This window comes from Streptomyces spinoverrucosus (genome assembly GCF_015712165.1).
Taxonomy (GTDB): Bacteria; Actinomycetota; Actinomycetes; order Streptomycetales; family Streptomycetaceae; genus Streptomyces; species Streptomyces spinoverrucosus_A.
The window spans coordinates 5,130,496-5,155,344 of record NZ_JADPZX010000001.1; the positions used below are offsets into that span (position 1 = coordinate 5,130,496).

Annotated in this window: 19 protein-coding genes; 11 read left to right on the forward strand and 8 right to left on the reverse strand. The window is 71.1% G+C overall.

All coding sequences use genetic code 11. From position 1 onward, the window contains the following. Window positions 1–19: 19 nt before the first annotated feature. Complete coding sequence (locus tag I2W78_RS23355; protein WP_230885458.1) at window positions 20–1,234, reverse strand: IS30 family transposase; 1,215 nt, start codon at window positions 1,232–1,234, stop codon at window positions 20–22. A gap of 193 nt (window positions 1,235–1,427) precedes the next feature. Here I2W78_RS23355 and I2W78_RS23360 point away from each other — a divergent pair, with 193 nt between their 5' ends. Then, window positions 1,428–2,318, forward strand: coding sequence for a cellulose-binding protein (locus I2W78_RS23360; protein ID WP_196462224.1), 891 nt, complete (start codon window positions 1,428–1,430; stop codon window positions 2,316–2,318). 27 nt (window positions 2,319–2,345) lie between these two features. Here the strand turns inward: I2W78_RS23360 and I2W78_RS23365 are convergent, their stop codons facing one another. The 3 genes from I2W78_RS23365 to I2W78_RS23375 form a co-directional block, all read right to left on the reverse strand. Continuing rightward, window positions 2,346–3,956 (reverse strand): sodium/solute symporter, encoded by a 1,611-nt coding sequence (locus I2W78_RS23365; protein ID WP_307783757.1) that lies wholly within the window; start codon window positions 3,954–3,956, stop codon window positions 2,346–2,348. Beyond that, entirely contained in the window at window positions 3,953–4,435 is a 483-nt protein-coding gene (locus tag I2W78_RS23370) for a DUF485 domain-containing protein (protein ID WP_196462225.1), read from the reverse strand. The genes I2W78_RS23365 and I2W78_RS23370 overlap by 4 nt, the downstream gene beginning before the upstream one ends. 251 nt (window positions 4,436–4,686) lie before the next feature. Continuing rightward, window positions 4,687–6,180, reverse strand: a complete 1,494-nt coding sequence (locus I2W78_RS23375; protein ID WP_196462226.1) for an MFS transporter — start codon at window positions 6,178–6,180, stop codon at window positions 4,687–4,689. Window positions 6,181–6,637: 457 nt separating this feature from the next. Here I2W78_RS23375 and I2W78_RS23380 point away from each other — a divergent pair, with 457 nt between their 5' ends. The 3 genes from I2W78_RS23380 to mfd all read left to right on the forward strand — a co-directional run bounded on the left by I2W78_RS23380 (window position 6,638) and on the right by mfd (window position 13,771). Continuing rightward, complete coding sequence (locus tag I2W78_RS23380; RefSeq protein ID WP_196462227.1) at window positions 6,638–7,426, forward strand: ABC transporter ATP-binding protein; 789 nt, start codon at window positions 6,638–6,640, stop codon at window positions 7,424–7,426. Continuing rightward, window positions 7,423–10,002: an ABC transporter permease gene (locus I2W78_RS23385; RefSeq protein WP_196462228.1), complete on the forward strand. Its 2,580-nt coding sequence runs from the start codon at window positions 7,423–7,425 to the stop codon at window positions 10,000–10,002. Before I2W78_RS23380 ends, I2W78_RS23385 begins: the two co-directional genes overlap by 4 nt. Before the next feature lie 235 nt (window positions 10,003–10,237). Beyond that, entirely contained in the window at window positions 10,238–13,771 is a 3,534-nt protein-coding gene (gene mfd, locus I2W78_RS23390) for a transcription-repair coupling factor (protein ID WP_196462229.1), read from the forward strand. Window positions 13,772–13,877: 106 nt separating this feature from the next. Here mfd and I2W78_RS23395 read toward each other — a convergent pair whose 3' ends face one another. Then, window positions 13,878–14,450, reverse strand: coding sequence for a TetR/AcrR family transcriptional regulator (locus I2W78_RS23395; protein ID WP_196462230.1), 573 nt, complete (start codon window positions 14,448–14,450; stop codon window positions 13,878–13,880). Between the two features lie 103 nt (window positions 14,451–14,553). Between I2W78_RS23395 and I2W78_RS23400 the strand changes: the two genes are divergently transcribed. Beyond that, entirely contained in the window at window positions 14,554–15,459 is a 906-nt protein-coding gene (locus I2W78_RS23400) for an SCO6745 family protein (protein ID WP_196462231.1), read from the forward strand. 139 nt (window positions 15,460–15,598) lie between these two features. Here I2W78_RS23400 and I2W78_RS23405 read toward each other — a convergent pair whose 3' ends face one another. After that, on the reverse strand, window positions 15,599–15,781 hold the full coding sequence (locus I2W78_RS23405; protein ID WP_196462232.1) for an Rv0909 family putative TA system antitoxin: 183 nt from the start codon (window positions 15,779–15,781) through the stop codon (window positions 15,599–15,601). Between the two features lie 179 nt (window positions 15,782–15,960). Between I2W78_RS23405 and I2W78_RS23410 the strand changes: the two genes are divergently transcribed. Then, on the forward strand, window positions 15,961–16,674 hold the full coding sequence (locus I2W78_RS23410) for an HNH endonuclease family protein (RefSeq protein WP_196464688.1): 714 nt from the start codon (window positions 15,961–15,963) through the stop codon (window positions 16,672–16,674). Between the two features lie 50 nt (window positions 16,675–16,724). After that, window positions 16,725–17,468, forward strand: coding sequence for an N-acetyltransferase (locus tag I2W78_RS23415; RefSeq protein ID WP_196462233.1), 744 nt, complete (start codon window positions 16,725–16,727; stop codon window positions 17,466–17,468). A 91-nt stretch (window positions 17,469–17,559) separates the two neighbouring features. Here I2W78_RS23415 and I2W78_RS23420 read toward each other — a convergent pair whose 3' ends face one another. Both I2W78_RS23420 and I2W78_RS23425 read right to left on the reverse strand, forming a co-directional pair. Beyond that, complete coding sequence (locus I2W78_RS23420) at window positions 17,560–18,348, reverse strand: hypothetical protein (RefSeq protein WP_196462234.1); 789 nt, start codon at window positions 18,346–18,348, stop codon at window positions 17,560–17,562. Window positions 18,349–18,732: 384 nt separating this feature from the next. Beyond that, entirely contained in the window at window positions 18,733–19,152 is a 420-nt protein-coding gene (locus I2W78_RS23425) for a hypothetical protein (protein ID WP_196462235.1), read from the reverse strand. Window positions 19,153–19,387: 235 nt separating this feature from the next. Here I2W78_RS23425 and I2W78_RS23430 point away from each other — a divergent pair, with 235 nt between their 5' ends. The 4 genes from I2W78_RS23430 (at window position 19,388) to I2W78_RS23445 (ending at window position 24,733) form a co-directional block, all read left to right on the forward strand. Further along, a complete protein-coding gene (locus tag I2W78_RS23430) occupies window positions 19,388–21,547 on the forward strand; it encodes an N-6 DNA methylase (protein ID WP_196462236.1) in 2,160 nt (719 codons plus the stop codon). 230 nt (window positions 21,548–21,777) lie between these two features. Then, complete coding sequence (locus I2W78_RS23435) at window positions 21,778–22,371, forward strand: hypothetical protein (RefSeq protein WP_196462237.1); 594 nt, start codon at window positions 21,778–21,780, stop codon at window positions 22,369–22,371. A gap of 38 nt (window positions 22,372–22,409) precedes the next feature. Continuing rightward, complete coding sequence (locus I2W78_RS23440; protein WP_269066878.1) at window positions 22,410–23,894, forward strand: serine/threonine-protein kinase; 1,485 nt, start codon at window positions 22,410–22,412, stop codon at window positions 23,892–23,894. Window positions 23,895–24,088: 194 nt separating this feature from the next. Next, entirely contained in the window at window positions 24,089–24,733 is a 645-nt protein-coding gene (locus I2W78_RS23445; protein WP_196462239.1) for a SurA N-terminal domain-containing protein, read from the forward strand. The last annotated feature ends 116 nt before the right edge of the window (window positions 24,734–24,849 follow it).

The window sequence follows — 24,849 nt, forward strand, 5'->3', positions numbered from 1 at the left end:
CAACACGTGGTCGTGTTGATCAGGCCGCGAGCAGTTTATGCAGGCGCTCGGCTGGGGTTTCCCAGCCGAGCGTTTTGCGTGGGCGACCGTTGAGTTCGGCGGCCACGGCGTCCAGGTGCTTGCGGGTGTGGACCGAGAGGTCGGTGCCCTTGGGGAAGTACTGCCGCAGCAGGCCGTTGGTGTTCTCGTTGGAGCCTCGCTGCCAGGGGCTGGCCGGGTCGCAGAAGTAGACCGGGATGCCGGTGGCGACGGTGAACGCGCCGTGGGCGCCCATCTCGCTTCCCTGGTCCCAGGTCAGGGACCGTGTGAGGTGCGAGGGCAGGGTCTGGACCGTGGTGACCAGCACGTCCCGGACGCTCTCGGCGCCGTGGTCGCCGGGCAGGTGCAGGAGCATGACGTAGCGGGTGGCGCGCTCGACCAGGGTGCCGATGGCCGACTTACCGTCCTTGCCGATGATGAGGTCGCCTTCCCAGTGGCCGGGCACGGCCCGGTCTTCCGCTTCGGCGGGCCGTTCGCTGATCATCACCATGGGGGTGGAAAACCGTGGCTGGCGCTGCTGGGCCTGGCGACGCGGCTTGCGCCGGGCGCGACCGGTCCGCAGGGCGCGGGCCAGCTCACGGCGCAACTCTCCGCGTCCTTGGACGTAGAGAGCCTGGTAAACCGTCTCGTGGACCACATGCATCTCCGGCCGCTCGGGCAACTGTGCCCGCAGAGCCTGGCAGATCTGCTCCGGACTCCACCGTAGATGCAGGTGGTCCTGGATGAAGTCCCGCAGCTCACGGTTCCGGCTGATCTTTCCCGGCTTGGGGCGGGGCCGGCGGGCATCGGCGCGGGCCTGGGCGGCGTGCGGCCGGTACTGGCCGTTGCCCGGATGCCGGTTACGGCGGATCTCGCGGCTGACGGTGGACGGGCTACGGCCCAGCTCGGCCGCGATCGCCCGGAGCGTGGCCTTCTCCCGCAGCCGGTCAGCGATGTAGATCCGGTCGGCCTCACGCAGATACCGGGACGGACCAGAAGGCGGCACCACCGCGTTGATCGGTGGTGCCGCCTTCTGCCTACGGTCGGCGCTGCGGCCGTTACGCCACTTTCTGCCGGTCCGCTCGTCGATACCGACCAGCCGGCAAGCTTCCTTGTTGCTGTAGCCCTGTTGCACGAGCCGGGAGTATTCCGTCCGCTCCCGGCTCAGCTTCACAGGCCCCTGAGCCGTCCGGTCCCCACGAATCTCGAAGTCCATTGCCACCCCTGAACTGGGGTGTTGCAACGACCACTCGAACTGAAGGTCGCGTGACCTGGCCCGGCCTTTCTGCTTTCCGGATGCCCGACCGTTCTGCATACGAGTGTCGGCTACGGAGTGTCAGATTATGACCGCTTATGTCCGATACATCAAAATATGCGCTGAATCAACGTCGCTCGCGAGGGGTTCCGGAATGAGCAGCGCATCCGTGTCGCCGCATGGCTTCGTGACAGTCCGCGGGCGCAGTTACCGCCCCGACCAGGTCGATGCGTACGCCGACGCCCTGTCCGAGGATCGTGACGCCGCCTGGGAGCGAGCCGCCCGCCTCACCGTCCTCGCCAGGGAGATGGAGGAGGAGGCCGAGCGGTTGCGGGAGACGCTGGCCGAGCTTCCGCCGCAGACGTACGAGGCGCTCGGGGAGGGCGCGCGGCGCCTTTTCCAGATGGCGCAGGAGGAAGCGGCGGCGGTACGGGAGCGCGCGCGGCGCGAGGCGCACGAACAGCTTGCGCAGGCCGAAGCGCACGCCGAGAGCGTGCGCCGGGCGGCGCAGGACGAGGCGGACGCGCTGCTGGCGGAGGTCGAGGAACGTTCCCGTCACCGGTTGCTCGCGGCGCAGGCCGAGGCGGACGAGATCCGCGTCGTTGCCCGGCGTGAGGTGAAGGAGGGGCGCACGGAGGCGCTTTCGGCGTTGCGCGAGGTCCGGCAGCGCACCGACGCGATGCTGGCCGAGCAGGAGAAGGAGCACGTCGAGCGCTGGGCCGTGGCGGAACGCGAGGTCGTGGAGGGCGTCGCCGCCCTCGGCGCGCCGTACACCGAGCGGTTCGCGCGCGCGGAGGCCGCGTTGTCCGAGGCGACGCAGGACTTCGCCGACGCCGAGCAGGCCGTCGGACGTCAGCAGGAGGAGGCGCGGGTGCTGGCCGCCGAGGTGCTCGCGGAGGCGCGGCTGCATGAGGACCGTATCGCCTGTGAGACGGAGCGGGTGTTGCGGGAGCACGCGGAGCGCCGGGACGACGTGCAGGCGCACATGGACTGCGTAGGCAACAGCCTCGCGGAACTGACGGGAGGGCACGCCCCGGCGGAGTGACCGCCGCCGGGGTGTCCCCGGGTGCGGTCAGCTCTTCCTGCGTACCGCCCCGGCCAGAATCCACCCCTCCACCGCCTCGTACTGCCGCCGTTGCTCCTCCGCCTTGCGCCGGCCGGAAACCATCGTCCCCAGCCATCCGAAGGCGAAGCCCAGGGGTACGGAGACCAGGCCCGTCGTCGTGAAGGGGAAGTAGGTGAAGTCGGCCTCGGGGAAGGCGGAGACGGGCGATCCGGAGACCAGGTTGGTGCCCGGCATCAGGATCACCACCGCGAGGGAGCCGCCGATGAGGGTGCTCAGCAGGCCGGTGCGGGTGTAGCGGCGCCAGAAGAGGCCGTAGACCAGGGCGGGCGCGATGGCGGAGGCGCCCAGGGAGAAGGACAGCGTCACCAGAGGTTGCAGGCTGCGGTGCTGGACCAGCGTGGCCAGCAGGATCGTCGGGATGCCGATCGCGACGGCGGAGAGGCGGGCCAGCGTCATCTCGCGGCGGGCGGACAGGTCCTGGACGCGGCCGGCGAAGACGTCGTGGGCGAGGGAGTTGGCGCAGGCGAGGATCATCCCGGCGACCGAGGCGAGCACCGTCAGGAAGACGGCGGTGGTGACCGCCGTGAACAGGAACGTCTCCGCAGCGGTCACCTCCGGTCCGAACGCCGCCTGGGAGCCCAGCAGATAGGCGGAGTTGCCCTGCGGATCGGCGCCGGCGATGGCCTCGCGGCCGATCAGCGCGGTCGCGCCGATGCCGACGACCGTGATGATCAGCACGAACACCGCGACGCTGGACACCGCCCAGGACATCGACCGGCGTACCTGACGGGCGCTGGACGCGGTGTACATGCGCATGGTGACGTGCGGCAGGCAGGCGCCGCCCAGCACCACGCACAACTCGGCGGTGATCATGTCGAGGCGGGGGAACGGCCCGCCCTCGAACTGCAGCCCGGAGGAGAGGAACGCGGCGCCCACCCCGCTCCGCTCCGCCGCCGTGTCGAACAGTGCGACGGGATCCCAGTCGAACTTGTTCAGCACCAGTACGGCGACCACCGCGCCCGACCCGAGCAGCATCACCATCTTCAGAATCTGGATGAGTGCGGTCCCTTTCATCCCCCCGATCGCGGCGTAACTGATCATCAGGGCGCCCAGCCCGACGATGCAGCCCGTCTCCACCTCCGTGCCCGAAAGCCCCAGCAGAAAGGCCATCAACTGTCCTGTGCCGGCGAGCTGGACCAGCATCATCGGCAACAGCGCGGCCAGCGTCACCACACACGCGGTCACCCGCACACACCGCCCCGGCATACGGCGTGCGAAGGCGTCTCCCATCGTGAAACGGCCCGCGTTGCGCAGGGGTTCCGCCAGCAGGAACATCAGCAGCATCAGCGACAGCGCCGTACTGAGCGCCAGCACGATCCCGTCATGGCCGTACAACGCGATCACCCCACCCGTGCCGAGCACGGTGGCCGCCGAGATGTAGTCACCGGCGATCGCCAGTCCGTTGCGCATCGGGGACAGGGAGCTGTAGCCGGTGTAGAACTCGTCGAGGTCGTCCCGGTCCGGGCCGGTCATCACGCACAGCAGCAGCGTGATCGTGGCGACGACGGTGAACGCGACCAGCGACATCGTCTCCGCCGACTCACTGAACCCCGTCACCGTGGCGCACCCCGCTTGGCGTCCAGCGCGGCCTGTCGGCGGATGCGGTCCGCGAGCGGATCGACCCGCACACGCGCGGTGTGCTCGTACAGCGCGATCGCCAGCCAGGTGACCGGCAGTTGCGCCAGCGCGAGCAGCAGCCCGGCCGGCAGTCCACCGGCGACCTCGGCCGTCATGAACCCCGGCGCGAACGCCGACAGCACCAGGAACAGCGTGAAGTACCCGAGCGCGGTGAGCGTCGCCACCCGCCGCTGCCAGCGGTAGGCGCTGCGAAGGACGCGCAGGTCGCTGTGGTGCCCGAGCGGCGCGTGCACCGGCGCACGCCGCGTGGCGGGCTCGGGCTGCGGTTCCGGCTGCCAGGGGTAGGTGGGGTACGTCGGGGACGCGGGTGCGACGTCGGGGGAGAGCGGCGAGAAGGAGTGGTCGGGCGGCGGATACGACGGATGGCGCGGGTACGACGAAAACGGGTCGTGGGACATCCCGTGCTCCTTGCGCGGCTCGGGTCCGTGGCGGCGGACCGCAGGGAGGTGGGGGGGGCGGGCCACGCACGCTACTCGGCGGGCCATGAACGCGAGGCGTTTTGGCCAAACTGAGTGGTCGGTATGCGCTTACTTCGGCAAACCGTGAATGACCTGCGCTGTTACCGACGTTAACTCCGACTTTTGGCGCGCCGTCAGTCCCTGCCGCAGTCCGGCGTATCGAGCCGCCGCGACAACCGGTCGGGTGTTGCTCAGCGCTGGTCGATGACCGGGAAGCGGCGCGGCGCCAGTACCAGCAGCACCAGGAAGGCGAGGGCGGCCGCGCACGCCGCGCCCAGGTACACGGCGTGGACCGCGTCCGCGACGGCCCGTCGGGTCGCCTCGGACGCGGTGCCGGTGTCGAGGCCGTGGGCGACGGCGTCGAGGTCCGCGCTGCCGAGGCGGCCGGCGAGGACGCCGTTGGCGACGGCGCCGAAGACGGACGCGCCGATGGTCTGGCCGGTCTGCCGGCAGAAGAGGATCGATGCGGTGGCCGTGCCGCGTTCCGACCAGCCGACGGTGGACTGCACGCCGACGATGAGAGGGAGTTGGAACAGACCGAGCGCGGCGCCCAGGAGGAGCATCAGGAGCGTCGGCTGCCAGGCCTCGCCCGGGTAGGGCAGGAAGGGGAAGGCGAGCAGGATCAGGGTGGCCGCGCCGATGCCGAGCACGGCCGTGTCCCGGAAGCCGATCCGGCGGTAGACGTGCTGGCTGAACGCCGCCGAGACGGGCCAGCTCAACGTCCACGCGCTGAGCACGAACCCGGCGGCGACCGGGCCGAGGCCGAGCACGGTCTGGGCGTACGTCGGCAGGAAGACGGCCGGGGCGACCATGAGCAGTCCCAGTGCGCCCAGCGCGAGGTTGACCGCGGCGATCGTACGGCGGCGCCAGACCCAGCCCGGGATGATCGGTGCGGCCGCCCGGCGTTCGATCACCACGAGGAGCGCGACGAGCGCCAGTCCGGTACCCAGCAGGGCGAGCGACGGCGCCGACAGCCACGGCCACGCCACTCCGCCCTGCACCAGCGCCGTGAGCAGGACCCCGCCGCAGGCGAACACGGCCAGCGCCCCCCACCAGTCCACACGCGCGCGTGCGGCCGTCTCGCGCTGCGGCTCGTGCAGGTGACGGACGATCAGCCACAGGGCGAGTCCGCCGATCGGCAGGTTGACGAGGAAGATCCAGCGCCAGTCCGCGTACGCGGCGAGGACTCCGCCGACGGCCGGGCCGGCGACCGCCGACGCCGCCCACACCGTGGAGAGTCTGGCCTGGATCTTCGGGCGTTCCTCCAGCGGGTACAGGTCGGCGGCGAGTGTCTGGACCGTGCCCTGCAGGGCGCCGCCGCCCAGACCCTGGACGATGCGGAAGACGATCAGTGCCCATATGTTCCAGGCGAGCGCGCACAGCAGGGAGCCGAGGAGGAAGACGGACGCCCCCGCGATGAGGACCGGTTTGCGGCCGAACGTGTCGGAGAGCTTGCCGTAGACGGGGAGGGTGACGGTGGCGGCGAGCAGATAGCCGGAGAACAGCCAGGAGAAGACGGAGAAACCGCCCAGGTCGCCGACGATCTGCGGTACGGCCGTGGAGACGACGGTGGAGTCGAGTGCCGCCAGAGCCATGGAGAGCATCAGTGCCGCTACGACCGCTCCCCGCTTGTCGGTTGCGGCGCGCCGTGCCGTGCCATGCACGGCGGGTCTGGTGCTGCCCACGCAGATTCCTTCCCCTTGCACCTATCTGCCGTGCGACAGCTTCCCACTTGACCCTCACGTGACGGCAGGGCGCAGCCTGAGTGGGCCGCAGGGGGGACCGACCCTGAGACGGACTCCGCCCGGGGGAGGACTGCCCCTAGGGGGTTCTCCGTACTACGGCTCGGGGAGGGTTCGTCCCGGCGGAGGACGAGGGGCGTCCAGGCTGTCCTTAACCTGGCTTTACGCCGCTGGGGGCGCCGCCGGGAGGGCTGTCGGGGGCGGTGCACCGCACTTTCGGGGGTGGGGTTTTCCTCAGTGAAAGAGGGGGCTGTACACCATCGAGCCGCGCCCCCTCCTGCGGCGAGACTCATCGCGTACCACTTCGCACGACTTCGTACGAGCCCGACGGTCCCGGCGAGCCCGACGTGCTCGTACGAGTCCTTACAGGCCAACTGCTGACCGACATAGGAGACATACGGTGACATCGGCTGTAACCATTCCCAGGCACGGGGGCACTGGAGAACGTACGGCCGTTGCCGCGCGGGCGCGGCAGGTCGTCAAGGCATACGGGGCCGGGGAGACCCGCGTCGTCGCCCTCGACCATGTCGACGTGGACATCGCCCGCGGCCAGTTCACCGCGATCATGGGTCCCTCGGGGTCCGGCAAGTCCACACTGATGCACTGCCTCGCCGGACTCGACACCGTCACGAGCGGGAAGATCTACCTCGACGAGACCGAGATCACCGGCCTGAAGGACAAGAAGCTGACGCAGCTTCGCCGGGACCGGATCGGGTTCATCTTCCAGGCGTTCAACCTGCTGCCGACGCTGAACGCGATGGAGAACATCACGCTGCCCATGGACATCGCCGGCCGCAAGCCCGACAAGGCATGGCTGGACCGGGTCGTGGACACCGTCGGGCTCGCCGGGCGGCTCAAGCACCGGCCGACGCAGCTCTCCGGCGGTCAGCAGCAACGCGTCGCCGTGGCGCGGGCGCTGGCCGCACGGCCGGAGATCATCTTCGGTGACGAGCCGACCGGAAACCTCGACTCGCGCGCGGGCGCCGAGGTGCTGGGCTTCCTGCGCCGGTCCGTGGACGAACTGGGGCAGACCATCGTGATGGTCACGCACGACCCGGTGGCCGCGTCGTACGCGGACCGGGTGCTCTACCTCGCCGACGGCCGGATCGTCGACGAGATGTACCGGCCGACGGCCGAAGCCGTCCTGGACCGCATGAAGGACTTCGACGCCCGGGGGCGCACGTCATGACCGTGCTGAAGACCTCCATGCGCAACTTCCTCGCGCACAAGGGGCGCATGGCCCTGTCGGCCGTCGCCGTGCTGCTGTCCGTGGCCTTCGTGTGCGGCACGCTGGTGTTCACCGACACGATGAACACGACCTTCGACAAGCTGTTCGCGGCCACCGCCTCGGACGTCACGGTCAGCGCCAAGGACTCGTCGGACACCGGCGAGACCACCGCGGACAACGGCAAGCCGCCGGTCATGCCGGCCTCCGTCGTCGACGAGGTCGGCAAGGCGGACGGTGTGAAGTCGGCGGAGGGGACGGTCTTCTCGACGTCGGTGACCGTCATCGACGCCGACAAGGACAGCCTCTCCCCGACCAGCGGCGGGCCGACCATCGTCGGCAACTGGAACTCCAACGACGCCCGCACCATGGACATCACCTCCGGTTCCGCGCCCAAAGGCGCCGACCAGGTGATGGTCGACGCGGACACCGCCGACAAGCACGGCCTGAAGCTGGGCGACGAGATCGGCATCATCACCGCCGTCGGCACGCACCGGGCGAAGGTCTCCGGCATCGCCGACTTCACCGTCACCAACCCCGGTGCCGCGATCTTCTACCTCGACACGAAGACCGCCCAGCAGACCCTGGTCGGTGAGACCGGGGTGTACACCAACGTCAACGTCACCGCCGCGGCCGGCATCAGCGACGCCCAGCTGAAGAAGAACGTCTCCACCGCGCTCGACGGCGGCTACAAGGTGCAGACGGCCAAGGAGGTCGCGGACGCCAACGCGAAGGACGTCCAGGAGTTCATGGGCGTCATCAAGTACGCGATGCTCGGCTTCGCCGGGATCGCCTTCCTCGTCGGCGTCTTCCTGATCATCAACACGTTCTCCATGCTGGTCGCCCAGCGCACCCGTGAGATCGGCCTGATGCGGGCCATCGGATCGAGCCGCAAGCAGGTCAACCGCTCCGTGCTGATCGAGGCGCTGCTGCTCGGCGTCGTCGGCTCCGTGCTGGGCGTCGGCGCGGGCGTGGGGCTCGCGGTGGGGCTGATGCAGCTCATGGGCGCCATGGGCATGAACCTCTCGACGGACGACCTGACGGTCGTGTGGACCACCCCGGCGGTCGGCCTCGTCCTGGGTGTCGTGGTCACCGTCCTGGCCGCCTACCTGCCGGCCCGCCGCGCCGGAAAGATCTCCCCGATGGCCGCGCTGCGCGACGCGGGCGCCCCGGCCGACGCCAAGGCCGGCGTCGTCCGGGCGGTGCTCGGCCTGCTGCTGACGGGCGCGGGCGGGTTCGGCCTGTACCTGGCGGCCGCCGCCGACAAGGCGAGCGAGGGTGCCCTGTGGCTGGGCGCGGGCGTGGTGCTGTCGCTGCTCGGCTTCGTCGTCATCGGCCCGCTGCTGGCGGGCGGAGTGGTCCGGGTGCTCGGCGCGATCGTGCTGCGGATATTCGGCCCTGTGGGCCGGATGGCCGAGCGCAACGCGCTGCGCAACCCGCGCCGCACCGGCGCCACGGGCGCCGCGCTGATGATCGGGCTCGCGCTGGTGGCCTGCCTGTCGGTGGTCGGCTCCTCGATGGTCGCCTCGGCGACGGAGGAACTCGACAAGAGCGTCGGTACGGACTTCATCGTCCAGTCCGACAGCGGGCAGCTGATCACCCCGCAGGCGGTCGAGGCCGTGCAGGCGGCCGACAGTGTGGGCCGCGTCACCGAGTACAAGTGGATGAAGGCCGACTTCAAGACCCCGGACGGCAAGACGTCCAAGGGCACCGCCATCACGGCCGCCGACCCGACGTACGCGCAGGACCTGCGGGTCGAGACCGTCGCGGGCAACCTCGCCGACGCCTACCGACCCGACTCGATGTCCGTCCACGAGGAGTACGCCAACGACCATGGCATCAGCCTCGGCTCCAAGGTCGCCGTCGACTTCAAGGACGGCTCCACCGCCCAGCTGACGGTCCGGGCGATCACCAGCAGCGACGCGGTGATCGACCAGGGCGCGATGTACACGTCGATCGACACCCTCGCCAAGTACGTCCCGGCCGACAAGATGCCGCTCGACTCGCTGCTGTTCGTCTCGGCGAAGGACGGCCAGGAGACCGCGGCGTACACCGCGCTGAAGGCGGCTCTGGACGACTACCCGCAGTACACCGTCCGGGACCAGACCGACTACAAGGAGGCCCTGAAGGACCAGATCGGGCAGCTGCTCAACATGATCTACGGCCTGCTGGCCCTCGCGATCATCGTCGCGATCCTGGGCGTCGTGAACACGCTCGCCCTGTCGGTGGTCGAGCGGACCCGGGAGATCGGCCTGATGCGGGCGATCGGCCTCTCGCGCCGGCAGCTGCGCCGGATGATCCGCCTGGAGTCGGTCGTGATCGCCCTCTTCGGTGCCCTGCTGGGCCTGGGGCTGGGCATGGGCTGGGGCGCCACGGCGCAGCAGCTGCTCGCCCTGGAGGGGCTGAACGTGCTGGAGATCCCCTGGCCGACCATCGGCGCGGTGTTCGTCGGCTCGGCCTTCGTGGGCCTGTTCGCCGCCCTGATACCGGCCTTCCGGGCGGGCCGCATGAACGTCCTCAACGCCATCGCCACCGAGTAGCCACCGCATACGGGGGTTGCGGGGGAGTGGCCCGGCGCCGGGAGTCAGCGGACTCCAGGGCGCCGGGCCGCCGCCGTCGGTCAGGGTGCGGGCCGCCGGCGTGTTCACTCTCCCGAGTGGCAGCGGCGGCGGCGACGTACTCTGGAGACCCCCGGCCCGCCCCGCGTGTCGGGTGGTTCGCGTTGCCCACGTCTGCCATCAGCCAGCCCCTGTCATCCCGGACGGAAACCCCCCCATGAGCCTGCACGGTCTGCTCGACGCCGTCGTCAAGGACGCCGCACTCGCGGAAGCGATCAAGGCGGCCACGGACGGCAACCGGATGCACGTCGACCTGGTCGGCCCCCAGGCGGCCCGCCCCTTCGCCGTGGCCGCGCTGGCCCGCGACAGCGGCCACCCGGTGCTGGCGGTGACGGCGACCGGACGTGAGGCGGAGGACCTGGCGGCGGCCCTGCGGTCGCTGCTGCCGCCGGAGGGCGTCGTGGAGTACCCGGCGTGGGAGACGCTCCCCCACGAGCGGCTCAGCCCCCGCAGCGACACCGTGGGCCGCCGCCTCGCCGTGCTGCGCAGGCTGGCCCACCCCAGCCTCGACGACCCCGAGACCGGCCCGGTCTCCGTCGTCGTAGCACCCGTGCGGTCCGTGCTCCAGCCGCAGGTCAAGGGCCTGGGCGACCTGGAGCCGGTGGCGCTGAGGACCGGGCAGACGGCCGACCTGAACCAGGTCGTCGACGCCCTCGCCGCCGCCGCGTACGCGCGCGTGGAGCTGGTCGAGAAGCGCGGCGAGTTCGCCGTACGCGGTGGGATCCTCGACGTCTTCCCGCCCACCGAGGAACACCCCCTGCGCATCGAGTTCTGGGGCGACGACGTCGAGGAGGTCCGCTACTTCAAGGTGGCCGACCAGCGCTCCCTCGAAGTCGCCGAGCACGGGCTGTGGGCGCCGCCGTGCCGTGAGCTGCTGCTCACCGACGACGTACGCGCACGCGCGCATGCCCTCGCCGAAGAGCATCCGGAGCTCGGCGAGCTGCTCGGCAAGATCGCCGAGGGCATCGCCGTGGAGGGCATGGAGTCGCTCGCACCGGTCCTCGTCGACGACATGGAGCTGCTGCTCGACGTACTGCCGAAGGGCGCCATGGCCGTCGTGTGCGACCCGGAGCGGGTACGCACGCGTGCGGCGGATCTCGTCGCGACGTCGCAGGAGTTCCTGCAGGCCTCCTGGGCGGCCACCGCCGGCGGCGGCGAGGCGCCCATCGACGTCGGCGCGGCCTCCCTGTGGTCCATCGCGGCCGTCCGGGACCGGGCCCGCGAGCTGGACATGATGTGGTGGTCCGTCTCACCCTTCGCCGCAGACGAAGAGCTCGACGCGGACACGCTCAAGCTCGGCATGCACGCCCCCGAGACCTACCGCGGCGACACCGCCAAGGCGCTCGCCGACACCAAGGGGTGGCTCGCCGACGGCTGGCGCACGGTCTTCGTCACCGAGGGCCACGGCCCCGCCGCCCGTACGGTGGAGGTGCTCGGCGGCGAGGGCATCGCGGCCCGGCTGGATGCCGACCTGGGGAGCATCTCCCCGTCGGTGGTGCACGTGGCGTGCGGCTCGATCGACAACGGGTTCGTCGACCCGGCACTCAAGCTGGCCGTGCTCACCGAGACCGACCTGTCCGGGCAGAAGGCGGCCGGCCGCGACGGCGCCCGCATGCCCGCCCGCCGCCGCAAGACCATCGACCCGCTCACCCTGGAGCCGGGCGACTACATCGTCCACGAGCAGCACGGCGTGGGCCGCTACATCGAGATGGTGCAGCGGACCGTGCAGGGCGCCACCCGCGAGTACCTGGTCGTGGAGTACGCCCCCGCCAAGCGCGGCCAGCCCGGCGACCGCCTCTACATCCCCACCGACCAGCTGGAGCAGATCACCAAGTACGTCGGCGGCGAGGCGCCCACGCTGCACCGCCTGGGCGGCGCGGACTGGACGAAGACCAAGGCACGCGCGAAGAAGGCCGTCAAGGAGATCGCGGCCGACCTGATCAAGCTGTACAGCGCGCGGATGGCGGCCCCCGGGCACACCTTCGCGCCGGACACCCCGTGGCAGCGCGAGCTGGAGGACGCCTTCCCGTACGCGGAGACGCCGGACCAGCTGACCACCATCGCCGAGGTCAAGGACGACATGGAGAAGTCGGTCCCGATGGACCGCCTGATCTGCGGCGACGTCGGCTACGGCAAGACGGAGATCGCGGTCCGCGCCGCCTTCAAGGCCGTCCAGGACGGCAAGCAGGTGGCCGTCCTCGTACCGACGACGCTGCTGGTGCAGCAGCACTTCGGGACGTTCAGCGACCGGTACGCGCAGTTCCCGGTGAGCGTGAAAGCGCTGTCCCGGTTCCAGACGGACACCGAGGCCAAGGGGGTCCTGGAAGGCCTGCGGGAGGGCTCGGTGGACGTCGTCATCGGCACGCACCGCCTGTTCTCCTCCGAGACCAAGTTCAAAGACCTGGGCCTGGTCATCGTCGACGAGGAGCAGCGGTTCGGCGTCGAGCACAAGGAACAGCTGAAGAAACTGCGCGCCAACGTCGACGTACTGACGATGTCCGCCACCCCGATCCCACGCACGCTGGAGATGGCGGTCACCGGCATCCGCGAGATGTCGACGATCACCACCCCGCCGGAGGAACGGCACCCGGTGCTGACCTTCGTCGGCCCCTACGAGGAGAAGCAGATCGGCGCGGCCATCCGCCGCGAACTGCTGCGCGAGGGCCAGGTCTTCTACATCCACAACCGGGTCGAGTCCATCGACCGCGCGGCGGCCCGGCTGCGCGAGATCGTCCCCGAGGCGCGCATCGCCACGGCGCACGGGCAGATGTCGGAGTCGGCGCTGGAGCAGGTCGTCGTCGACTTCTGGGAGAAGAAGTTCGACGTGCTGGTGTCGACGACGATCGTCGAGTCCGGCATCGACATCTCCAACGCGAACACACTGATCGTGGAGCGCGGCGACACCTTCGGTCTGTCGCAGCTGCACCAGCTGCGCGGGCGCGTCGGGCGTGGCCGTGAGCGCGGGTACGCGTACTTCCTGTACCCGCCGGAGAAGCCGCTGACCGAGACCGCCCACGAGCGGCTCGCCACCATCGCCCAGCACACGGAGATGGGCGCGGGCATGTACGTGGCCATGAAGGACCTGGAGATCCGCGGCGCCGGAAACCTCCTCGGCGGCGAGCAGTCCGGCCACATTGCGGGCGTCGGCTTCGACCTGTACGTCCGGATGGTCGGCGAGGCGGTCGCGGACTACCGCCGCCAGCTGGAGACCGGCGAGATCGAGGAGGAGCCGCCGCTCGAGGTCAAGATCGAGCTGCCGGTCGACGCACACGTCCCGCACGACTACGCGCCGGGCGAGCGGCTGCGCCTGCAGGCCTACCGTTCGATCGCCTCCGCCAACTCCGAGGAGGACATCAAGGCCGTACGGGAGGAACTCGTCGACCGCTACGGCAAGTTGCCCGAGCCGGTGGAGAACCTGCTCCTCGTGGCCGGTTTGCGCATGCTCGCGCGCGCGTGCGGCGTGGGCGAGATCGTGCTCCAGGGGAACAACATCCGCTTCGCGCCGGTGGAGTTGCGGGAGTCGCAGGAGCTGCGGGTCAAGCGGCTCTACCCGGGGACGGTCATCAAGCCGGCTGTGCACCAGGTGCTGGTGCCGCGTCCGAAGACGGCGAAGGTGGGCGGGAAGCCGCTGGTCGGGCGGGAGTTGCTGGGCTGGGTCGGCGAGTTCCTGGCGTCGATTCTGGGGTCGTAGGTTCGGGGGGCCTGGGGTTCAGGGGCGCAGGGCTCGCCGAGCGGCTGCCGGAACGGGCCCCCTCTCCTCCAGGTCCCTGCCGTCAGGTACGTCCAGGTCCCTGCCGTCAGGCGGAGCGGAACAGCATCGTCGCCAGCGTCCGGAACACCTCCTCGGGGTCCCGGTCGCCCACCGGGTCGTCCAGGTTGTGGCCCAGGAGCAGAGTGGCGAAGCCGTGGGCCAGGGACCAGGCGGCGATACCGGCGAGGCGGGCGTCGGTGCCGCGGTCGTCGGGGCTCACTGCGGTGACGGCCTCGCGCAGGGCGTCACCGGCGAGGGCACGGGCGGTGGTGAGTTCCAGGTCGCCGGCGCGCATCAGATCGGGCGCGAACATCACCTGGAAGTGGGCGGGATACTCGCGGGCGAAGCGGACGTAGCGCACGCCCGCGTCCTTGAGGTCGGCCGCGTCCCTGATCGTCTCCGCGAGCATCCCGAAACCCTCGGCGGCGATGGCCGTGAGCAGGCCGGTGCGGTCCTTGAAGTGGTGGGCCGGGGCGGCGTGCGAGACACCGGCGCGGCGGGCGAGGTCACGCAGGCTCAGCGCGGAGGGGCCGTCGGCGGCGATGACGTCGAGCGCGGCGGTGAGGACGGCGCGGCGCAGGTCGCCGTGGTGGTAGGGGCGAGGGGGCTTTTCTGTCATGGTCAGCAGCGTACGCACGATCTAGCCATTGACAAGTTCGCGGGCGTTCCGGCAATCTTGGCACTGTCTAGTTCTGTCGCGTGAGTGATACGGGGGTCATGTCATGTCGAAGCACGTCGATGAGGTGGCTGGTACGGATGCAGGCGGGGTCGAGCCCGCGCGGGTACGGCAGCTGTGGCATCTGCTGGAGCCGCTGCACGCGGTGCTGTACTACGCGCCGGAGGCGTTCGAGGAGGCCGCTGCGCTCGGATACGCCACAGAGGAACGCTGGCCGAGCTACTTCCCGTTCCGTGCCGCACCGTTGGGTCCCGTCGGCAGCCGCGCCGCTGCCTCGGCCTTCTACAGCTTCGCCCCCGGCATGGTCGCCGACCACATCGACCGTGCATGGACCATCGCAAGCCCCGAGTCCGTGCTCGCGGCGCGGGAGCGGGCGATCGACCGGGCGTACCGGACGCTGTTCGGCGATCGCCTGCACAGCCCGGACCTGGCGGAAGCCGCCGCCCTCGCCCGGAGCGCGGCCCAGGCGGCGAACACAGCGGGCCGCCCGCTCGCCGCGGCCAATGCCGCGCTGCCCTGGCCGGACGCCCCGCATCTTCAGCTGTGGCTCGCGGCGACGATCCTTCGTGAACACCGTGGCGACGGCCACCTCGCCGCCCTGCTCGTCGCCGGCCTCGATGGGGCAGAGGCCCTCGTGTCCTTCGCCGCGATACGCGCCGCCTCCGTCGAACGCTTCGCGAGCCGTGGCTGGAGCGCCGACGAGTGGGCGGCGGCACGCGAACGCCTGGCGTCCCGCGGGCTGACGGACAAGGACGGTACGGCCACGGAGGCCGGCAGGGCCCTGCGCCGGCAGGTCGAGCATCACACCGACCAACTGGCGGCCGCCCCTTGGAACTCCCTCGGCGCCGAGGCCGCCACCCGCCTTGCCGAACTGCTCGGCGACTACTGGGTCGCGGTCATAGGCTCCGGCCTGCTGCCGTCGGAGACGACGCTGGGGATCGGGAAGGTCTGAGGCGGGACAGGCGAGATGTGAAGCCGCCCGCGGATGGTGGGGGTCGCGGACGGCTTCTGTTCCGAGGTGGCTCAGCAGGCCGCCGCCGGGGCGTCGAGCCCCGCGCGGTCGGCACAGGCGTCCTCCGTGAGTCTCCCGCCTACGGCTGGTCGGGCCTGTCGCGGTCCATGCCGAGCCTGCCCTCGATGTTCTGCTGGGCGTCGTCGACCTGGCCCTCGTACTTGTTGCCCGTCTTCTCGTTGGCCTTCTTCTCCGCGGCATCGGACATTTTCCGGGCCTTGTCCTGCGCCGCCCTGTTCTTGAACCTGTCGAAGATGCCCATCCAGAGCTCCTTCCGGAGGTGACTCAAAACCGACGATACGCCGGAGATGAGAGGTATGCGCATTAAGGCAGGCTATGGTCTGGACCTCTCGGCAGCTACCGTGGCACCAGGCACAACTCGCCTGCGCGCAGGCTGAACGCGGGGCGGAACGAGCAAGGCAAGGGGGAGGGCGCACCGTGATGCGTCTGAGGGGCGGGGCGGCGGCCGCCGCGGCTGTGGCGCTATTCGCCGTGGCCGGCTGCACAGAGCAGACCACCGGGAAGGGTGGTCCCGAGGGAACGGCCGACGGGGGCGCGGCCCTCGCGGCCGTGGAGTCGCTGCCCGTGAAGGGGCGTGCGCCGAGGACGGGGTACGACCGGGACCGGTTCGGCTCACCCTGGGCGGACACCGACTCCAACAGCTGCGACACCCGGGACGACATACTCAAACGGGACCTCGACGACGTGGAGTTCAGGGACGGCAGCTGCAAGGTGGCCTCCGGCAGCCTGGACCCCGACCCGTACAGCGGCAGGGACGTCACCTTCGTGCGCGGCCGCAGCCAGGTGGACATCGACCATGTGGTCGCCCTGTCCGACGCCTGGCAGAAGGGCGCCCAGAAGTGGGACCCCAGCAAACGCATAGCCTTCGCGAACGACCCCCTCAACCTCATCGCCGTCGACGCAGGCACCAACCGTGCCAAGGGCGACGGCGACACCGCGACCTGGCTGCCGCCCAACCGGTCCTACCGCTGCACGTACGTGGCCGCGCAGGTCGCCGTGAAGAAGAAGTACGGGCTGTGGGTGACGTCCGCCGAGAAGTCCGCGATGACGAGAGTCCTCTCCGACTGCCCCGGCCAACGACTGCCCACCGGCGGCAATCCCACACAGGCGCCGCCGCGCTTCCGCGCGGACTGAGGGGGTGGCTCGCCGGGCGGGGAGGCGGGGAGGCGGCTTAGCGTTGAGGCATGGAGCTGAAGATGTCCAGCCTCGCCGAGCGACCTGACATGGTCGACCAGGTGCTCGGTATGGCCGACAGTTGGCCTGAGTTCGTCGTCAACGACCCGGTGGGCAACGCTCATTACCCGCGGATCGCCGCCGAACTGCCGCAGTACGTGCAGTTCGCGCAGGACGAGCACGGCGAGGTCGTCGCGCACGCGCACAGCGTGCCCTTCGCACTCGCCGTCGAAGGTCGCGGCGAACTGCCTGCCCGGGGCTGGGACGAGGTGCTCGTGTGGGCGTTCTCCGACCTGCGCCACGGAGTCCGTCCCGACACGGTCAGTGCCATCTCGATCGTCGTCGCCCCGCACGCCCAGGGGCTCGGCCTGTCCGGCCGGATGGTCGCGGCGATGCGCGACAACGCCCACGCCCTCGGCTACCGCGAGGTCGTCGCCCCCGTCCGCCCCAGTGCCAAGCACCTCGAACCCCGTACGCCCATAGAGGAGTACGCCCGCCGCGTGCGCCCCGACGGGCTCCCGTACGACCCCTGGCTGCGCGTGCACGCCCGAGCCGGTGCCACCCTCCACTCCGTGGCACCGGCGTCGATGACGGTAGCCGCCCCGCTGGAGGACTGGCGCCGCTGGACCGGGCTGCCCTTCGACACGGCGGGTGACATCGAGGTACCGGGGGCGCTGGTGCCGGTGCGGTGCGAACCGGAGCACGGGTACGCGGTGTATGTCGAGCCCAACGTGTGGATGCGGCACGCCATTTGAACCCAGCCGGGCCGGGGGGGGGGCGGTCCCGGATCGGTCGGCCCCCGGATCGGGGACCCCTCGTCGGTCGGCCTTGGCTCGGGCGGGCGGCTCAGCCCAGTTCGTCGAGGTCCAGGATCTCGCCGGAGGGCTTCTGCGCCGGCACCGGCTTGTCGTAGTCGCTGAACGCAAGGGTGCTCCGGTCGCCGACGGACGTGCTGTCGATCCGCAGCAGATACGGCTTGCCCTCGGTGGCGACATACACCGTGTAACGGTCCTTGCCGTCCTTTTCCCGCAGGGTGATCGCCGGTGTGCCGTCGATGGTGGTGGTCTTTCCGCGGGCCGCGTCCGAGTTCACGTCCTCGGCGCCGCCGAGCATCGTGTCCAGGTCGCAGAAGCCGGCGATGTCCATGGCGTCCTCGCCCTTGGCGGACGTCTTCGTCCACTTCCCGGCCAGCATGTCCACCACCGCGTCGACCTCCGCCTCTGCCTCGCCCCCGCTCTGGGCACGCAGGAACGCCTCGTCGTACCGCATGTAGATGGTGTCGCCCGTCTTGATCAGATCGGCCTTGCCCTCGCCCAGACGCATGCTGCCGGCACACTCGCTCCGCTTGTTCAGGGCCATGTCCAGGTGGATCGTGCCGCCGGTCTGGTCGTCGGGGATGTCACCGGTCACGCGCAGGGACGAGGCGGCAGTCGTGGCTTCGAGGGCCCGGTCGGCGATCTCACTGCCGGTCAGCCCGGCGAACGGTTCCTTCGTCCCGCCCGCCGTCCCAGAGCCGTCGGCCCCGGCGGAGCTGCTCGACTTGCTGTCCGCATCGCCCTGTCCGGGCAGACAGGCGGTGAGGCCGACGGCGGCACTGGCGGCGAGGCAGAGGGCGGCAAGGGTGGTACGACGCATGGGAGTTCCTCGGTTGTGATGAGGGGGCGCGTGGTGAGAGGCGCCTTGGGTGGGTTTTGCGGAGTGGTTGTGGTGCGTGGAGAGATGGCCGCGTGGAGGTGTGGAGGCATGTTGAGACGCGAGCCGAGTGAGGTGCGGAGGCGTGTCGAGACGCGGCCGCGTGGAGGTGCGGGGGCGCGTGGAGGTGGGGGGAGTGCGTCGGGTGGCAGGCGCGTGTGAGGTGGGGGAGCGCGTCGGGTGGTGGGCGCGCCAGGTGCGTTGTGGCGCGCAGCGGCGCGCCTCGGAGCCCGCTGGTGGCGGGGCGCGCGGAGGGTTGCGTGGAAGGCGGCTCAGGCGCGGAGCACTTGACCCGCTGCGCCGCGCACGCCCCCGTGGCGACCAGGGTCAGCCGGTCCTCTCCCAGTCCTGGCAGCCGGACGTCTTGAAGTACGCGTCCGAAGCGCTGATCGTGACGACGGCCGTGCCGTTCACGCGGTTGCTCGCGATGATCGAGTCCACGGAGTGCTCGGCGTCCTTGGCGCGCTCCCAGTAGCAGATGCCGTCGGTGTTGCCGGTGGTGCGGTAGGTGCCGGGCTTGACGTCGGTACCGACCTGGAAGTCGCCGTCCCCCGCGAACGCGGCCTTCTCCTCGGCGGCCTTCGCGGCACCCGAGCCCCGCTCGCCGGCGGACGTGCGCTCCGCGGACGCCGAAGAGCCGCCCTTGTCGCCGCTGGAGTCGCCGCCGCTGCCGTCACCGGCGTTCGCCGATACGGCCCCGATGACGACGACCCCCAGGATGATGCGGAGCGTGATCTTCCCCGCCATGCCCATGGATGTACCCCTCCCCGATGCGTGTTGACTGGCCCCGTCTGGCAGTTCATCCGTTCGCGGGGTCAATAAGAGCAGAGCTTGTGAACCGAGTCAACACGATTCACGGGGTCGGGCCGGTACACGGCGTGAACGCATGGATCTTCCGCAACGCCGCTATCCTCGGCCTCAGGCACCGGATGAACACCGGACGAGCACTGGGGACGAGCACCGGACGAGGGGAGTCACGCGGGTGCATGACAACGCGACAGAGGTGACCGCCGCCGGAATCGCCCGGCTCGCCGGCGTCGGCCGGGCCGCCGTGAGCAACTGGCGGCGCCGCCACGCCGACTTCCCCAAACCGGTCGGCGGCACCGAGACCAGCCCTGCCTTCGCCCTCGGCGAAGTAGAGGCCTGGCTGCGCCGACAGGGCAAACTCGCCGAAGTCCCCCTACGCGAGCGGGTCTGGCAACACCTCGTCGGCCACCCCGAGGGCCCGGTCGTCGCCCTCACGCACGCCGGCTGTGTACTGCTGCTCATCCATGACCGGCCGACGGTGTGGCTGGAGGTGAGCGCCGGTTCCGACGAGCGGCTGGCGGCGATGCTGCCGGGGGCGTTGGAGCAGATGCTCGTGCCTCGGTTCGGTGGGCGACGGGTTCACGGCGGCGCGACGAGGTCAGTCAGTGTGAATGCTGATACTCCTGTGAACGCCACATCAGCGGTTCACACCGCGCCCGGCGTGAACACTCCGCCCCCTGTGAACACTGCCCCCGCCGTTCACATCCCCCACGGCCCCGCCCTCCTCCCCTCCGCCCCCCTCCTCCGCGGCGCCGCCGAACTCGCCGCCGAGCTGGGCGCCCGCCAGACCTTCGAGTTCCTGCTCGGTCGGCACCTCGATGCCAACCCCCGCCAGTACACGCTCACCCCGACCGAACTCGCCCGCCTCATGGCCGACCTCGCCGGCCCCGCCCGCACCGTCCTCGACCCCGCCTGCGGCACCGGCGCCCTGCTGCGCGCCGCCGCCGCAGCCCCCGACCAGGAGATGTACGCCCAGGACAGCGCCCCCGACCTCGCGGCGCTCACCGCGCTCCGGCTCGCGCTGCACGGGCGGGCCACGGTCCGCGCTGCCGTGGGCGACACCCTGCGCGCCGACGCCCACCCCGGGCTGCACGCCGACGCCGTCCTGTGTCATCCGCCGTTCAACGAGCGCAACTGGGGGCATGACGAACTGGCGTACGACCCCCGGTGGGAGTACGGCTTCCCCGCGCGCACCGAGTCCGAGCTGGCCTGGGTGCAGCACGCGCTCGCGCGGCTGACGGACGGCGGTACCGCCGTGCTGCTCATGCCGCCCGCCGCCACCTCCCGCCGCTCCGGCCGTCGTATCCGCGCCGACCTGCTGCGCCGCGGGGCGCTGCGCGCCGTCATCGCGTTGCCGGTCGGGGCGGCACCGCCGTACAACATCCCCCTGCACCTCTGGGTACTGCGCAGGCCCGAGAAGGCACCTGCGCAGCCGGAGCTGCTGCTTGCCGACGCGGGGCAGTTCGCGACCGAGGGGCGCGGCGGGCCGGACTGGCGGGCCGTGCGTGACGCGGTACTCGACGCCTGGCGGGAGTTCGACCGGGCCGGCTCGTTGGCGGAGCGGCCGGGGCTGGCGCGTTCCGTGCCGGTCATCGAACTCCTGGACGACGACGTCGACTTCGCCCCGGCCCGGCACCTGCCGCCGCCCACCGCGGCCGACGGTGCCGAGCAACTCACGGTGGTGCGCGAGCGCCTCGGCGAGACCCTCCGACTGACCGTCGGCCTCACCCCGCCGCCCCCGCACACCGCATCGCCCACGCACACCGCATCGCCCGCGCGCTGGCCGCTCACCACCGTCGGGGAACTCGCGCGCGGGGGCGCGCTGGTGATGCGTACCGGTGGAAACAGCGGCCACGCGCGCGTGCCCGTGCTCACCGACCACGACGTCCTCGCCGGAACGGCACCCTCCGGCACGCTTCCCGAGAGCGACGAGGAGGCCGTGCTGACGGAGGTGGGGGACGTCGTCGTGCCGGTGCTCGGTGGGGGCGCGGTGGCGCGCGTCATCGACGAGGCGACGGGGGGCGCCGCCCTGGGGCGCAACCTCGTCCTGCTGCGCCCCGATCCCACGGCGCTCGATCCGTGGTTCCTCGCCGGGTTCCTGCGCGGCACCGCCAACAACCGCCAGGCCAGCAGCTACGCCTCCACGGCCACCCGCCTCGACGTACGCCGCCTGCAACTGCCCCGGCTCGCGCTCGACGAACAGCGGCGCTACGGTGCCCGGTTCCGAGCCCTCGACGAGTTCGAGCGGGTGCTCAGGCACGCGAGCCGCCTCGGGGAACAGCTCGTACGCGGGATGTACGACGGCCTGACGGACGGCACGGTCGCGCCTGAGTAACCACCCCCGTCGCTCACACCCACCCGCCGCTCCCGCTTACCCCCTCCGACGCCACCCACCTGGCCCCGCCGCGCCGCCGGGGTCGTACGAAGTGATCAGTGTGACAACGGTTCGGTGCAACCCGGGACCGCTTGTCGGTGTCGACCTATACGCTCGAAGCGACCATCACACGACTGGCGTTGCCCGACGCCGGTCGATCCGTACGAGCACTTCAGGCACCAGGAGCAGTCATGCATGGCCACGGCTACCCGCAGCCGGTGAAGCAGCCGCCCCCGACGGCGTGGCTGGTGCTCGTGCGTGTGCTGTTCGTGGTGATCTCCATCCTCAGCCTCGGCTTCCTGACCTGGACGATGCCGCTGCGCCTGGCCATCGTCACGCGCAGGTCGCTGGACTGGGGTCTGTTCGTGGCGGTGCTGGCCATCGACATCCTCGCCATGGTGCTCCTCGGCACCGAACCCGGCGAGGAGATCCACACCGCGGGCGGCTGGATCGGCGTAGCGCTGCTGCTGGGCACACTGGTGGCGATGATCGCGTACTACCTCGCCGCTGAGATACGCCACTTCCACCAGCTCCGTCACGGCGGCGGCGGGTACGTGCCGCCGCCGAGCCAGGGGTACGGCTACCCGCAGTCGCCGACGCCGTACAGCAGCGTGGCGACCGTGCCGCAGACACCCCCCACCGTGCCGCAGACACCCCCCACCCCGCCGCCACAGCGCCCCGCGCCCGCGCGCATCGACCAGGTGCGGGCCGAACTGGACGAGCTCAGCGACTACCTGCGTAAGCAGGGCGGTCAGCGCGACGGCGAACACGAGGGCGGAAGGTGACCGTGACGACAGGACGTGTCGTCGCCGGCCGCTACGAACTGGCCACGCTCATCGGGCAGGGCGGCATGGGCCAGGTCTGGACGGCGTACGACCGGCGGCTGGACCGGCGCGTGGCGGTGAAGTTGCTGCGCCCCGACAAGGTGGCCGGTCAGGAGGCCGACGAACTGCGGCGGCGCTTCGTGCGCGAGTGCCGGGTGACCGCGCAGGTCGACCACCCGGGGCTGGTGACCGTGCACGACGCGGGCAGTGAGGGCGAGGAACTGTTCCTCGTCATGCAGTACGTCGACGGCGCCGACCTCTCCGACCATCTCGCCGAGCACGACCCGTACCCCTGGCAGTGGGCGGTCGCGGTCGCCGCGCAACTGTGCGCCGTACTGAGCGCCGTGCACGCCGTGCCGATCGTGCACCGCGACCTCAAGCCGCGCAACGTGATGGTGAAGCAGGACGGCACGGTCACGGTCCTCGACCTCGGCGTCGCCTCGGTCATGGACACCGACACCACGCGCCTGACGCACACCGGTTCGCCGATCGGTTCGCCCGCGTACATGGCACCCGAGCAGGCGATGGGCGGCGCGGTCGGCCCGTACACGGACCTGTACGCGCTCGGCGTACTGATGCACGAGCTCCTCAGCGGCGAGGTGCCCTTCGCGGGCTCGACGGCGCTCGGGGTGCTGCACCGGCATCTGTACGAGCCGCCGCCGCCCGTGCGCCGGATCCGCCCCGAGGTCCCCGAGGCGCTCGAAGCGCTGGTCCTGCGGCTGCTCGCCAAGGACCCGCAGCACCGGCCGGGCTCCGCGCAGGAGGTGTACGAGGACCTGGCGCTGCTGCTGCCCGCGCGCGGGATCCCCAGCGGTGCGCCTCTCGACCCCACGCGCCCCTTCCTGCGCCCGCACGCCCCCTGGCCGGACCGCGCGCGCACGCCCGCGCCCCAGCCCGCCCCCGTGGCGCCGGTCACCGAGAAACCGGACGTCGCGAGCGCCGTCGACGAGGTCAAGCGACTCCTCGGCGAGGGCCGTATCACCCAGGCCGTCGACATCCTCGGCGCGATCCTGCCGACCGCGGCCGAGCAGCACGGCGAGCACTCCCCGGTGGTGCGCACGCTGCGCAAGCAGTACGCCGCCACGCTCATGGACGACGGCCAGTACCGGCGCGCGCTGCCCGAACTGCGCCGCCTCGCCGACGAACGCGCCGCCGAGGCCGGCCAGGCCGACCCGCAGTCCCTGCGGTTCCGCTACGAGGCCGCCCAGTGCCTCGAACAGCTCGGCGAACCGGCGGCGGCGCTCGCCGCGTACCGGGCGCTGCTGCCGTACTACGAGAACCAGTACGTCTCCGGCGACCCCGAGCTCGCCCACGACGTCCGCCGCCGCATGGGGCACCTCCTGCTCGCCCTCGGCGACCGCGCCGCCGCGCACGACACGCTGGTGAGACTGCTGCACGACGTCGAACGGCTGAACGGGCCGGGGCATCCGCTGGCGGTGGAGGTGCGGCGGACGTTGCAGTGGCTGGGACAGGTGCGCGGGTAGTCCCCCTGCGGCCGAGTGGCGCGGCGGTGCCCGAAGTCCTGGTGAATCGTTGGTCGAATGGGTTGGCCAAAGCTGGGCTGCTGCCTACCATCGATCACCGCAAGACTTTGTGCGCCCGCCCGTCGCCCGACCACCACCCCTGGTGGAGGCGCTGCGCGCCGCACCTGTTATTGCAATCTCCTCGGGAGGCTCCCTTGCACCGCCGTCGCCGCACCGCGCTCCTCCTGTCCGCCGCCATCGCCGTGGCGCCCGTCCTCACCGCATGCGGAAACGATGCGCATCCGGGCGCGGCGGCCGTCGTCGGCGGCCAGCGGATCACCGTGGCGCAGCTGGAGACCAGGGTCAACGAGGTGCGCGAGGCGCAGCGGGCGGCGGTGAGCGGCGAGGCGCAGTACGCGCAGGTGATCGCCAAGACCGGCAGCCTGACCCGCGACACCCTGCACGGCATGGTCCTCGACCGGGTGCTGCACCGCGCCGCCCAGGACGCCGGCATCTCCGTCAGCCGCAGCGAGGTCCAGGAGATGCGGGACGGCCTGGAGGAGCAGGTCGGCGGCGCGAAGGCGCTGGAGACGACCTGGTTGCAGCAGTACGGCGTGGCTCCGCAGCGCCTCGAGGAGAACCTCCGCCTCCAGCTGGAGGCGCAGAAGCTCGCCGCGAAGCTCGGCACCGACACCAGCCAGCCGGCCTTCTGGAAGGCCCTCTCCGATGCCTCCCAGAAGCTGAACGTCGACCTCAACCCGCGATACGGCAGCTGGGACGTCCAGAAGAGCAGCCGCGTGGACGCGGAGACGCCGTGGGTCCGGGAGATCACGACGGGGCAGGGGCAGCAGACGGCGTAGTAGCGGGGCGGCGGACGGCGTAGTAGCGGGGCGGCGGACGTCCTTGCCCCACGCACCGCTCACCACCTCGCACACCGTTCATCCGATGATCGCACCCCCACCTGTGGATAACTCAC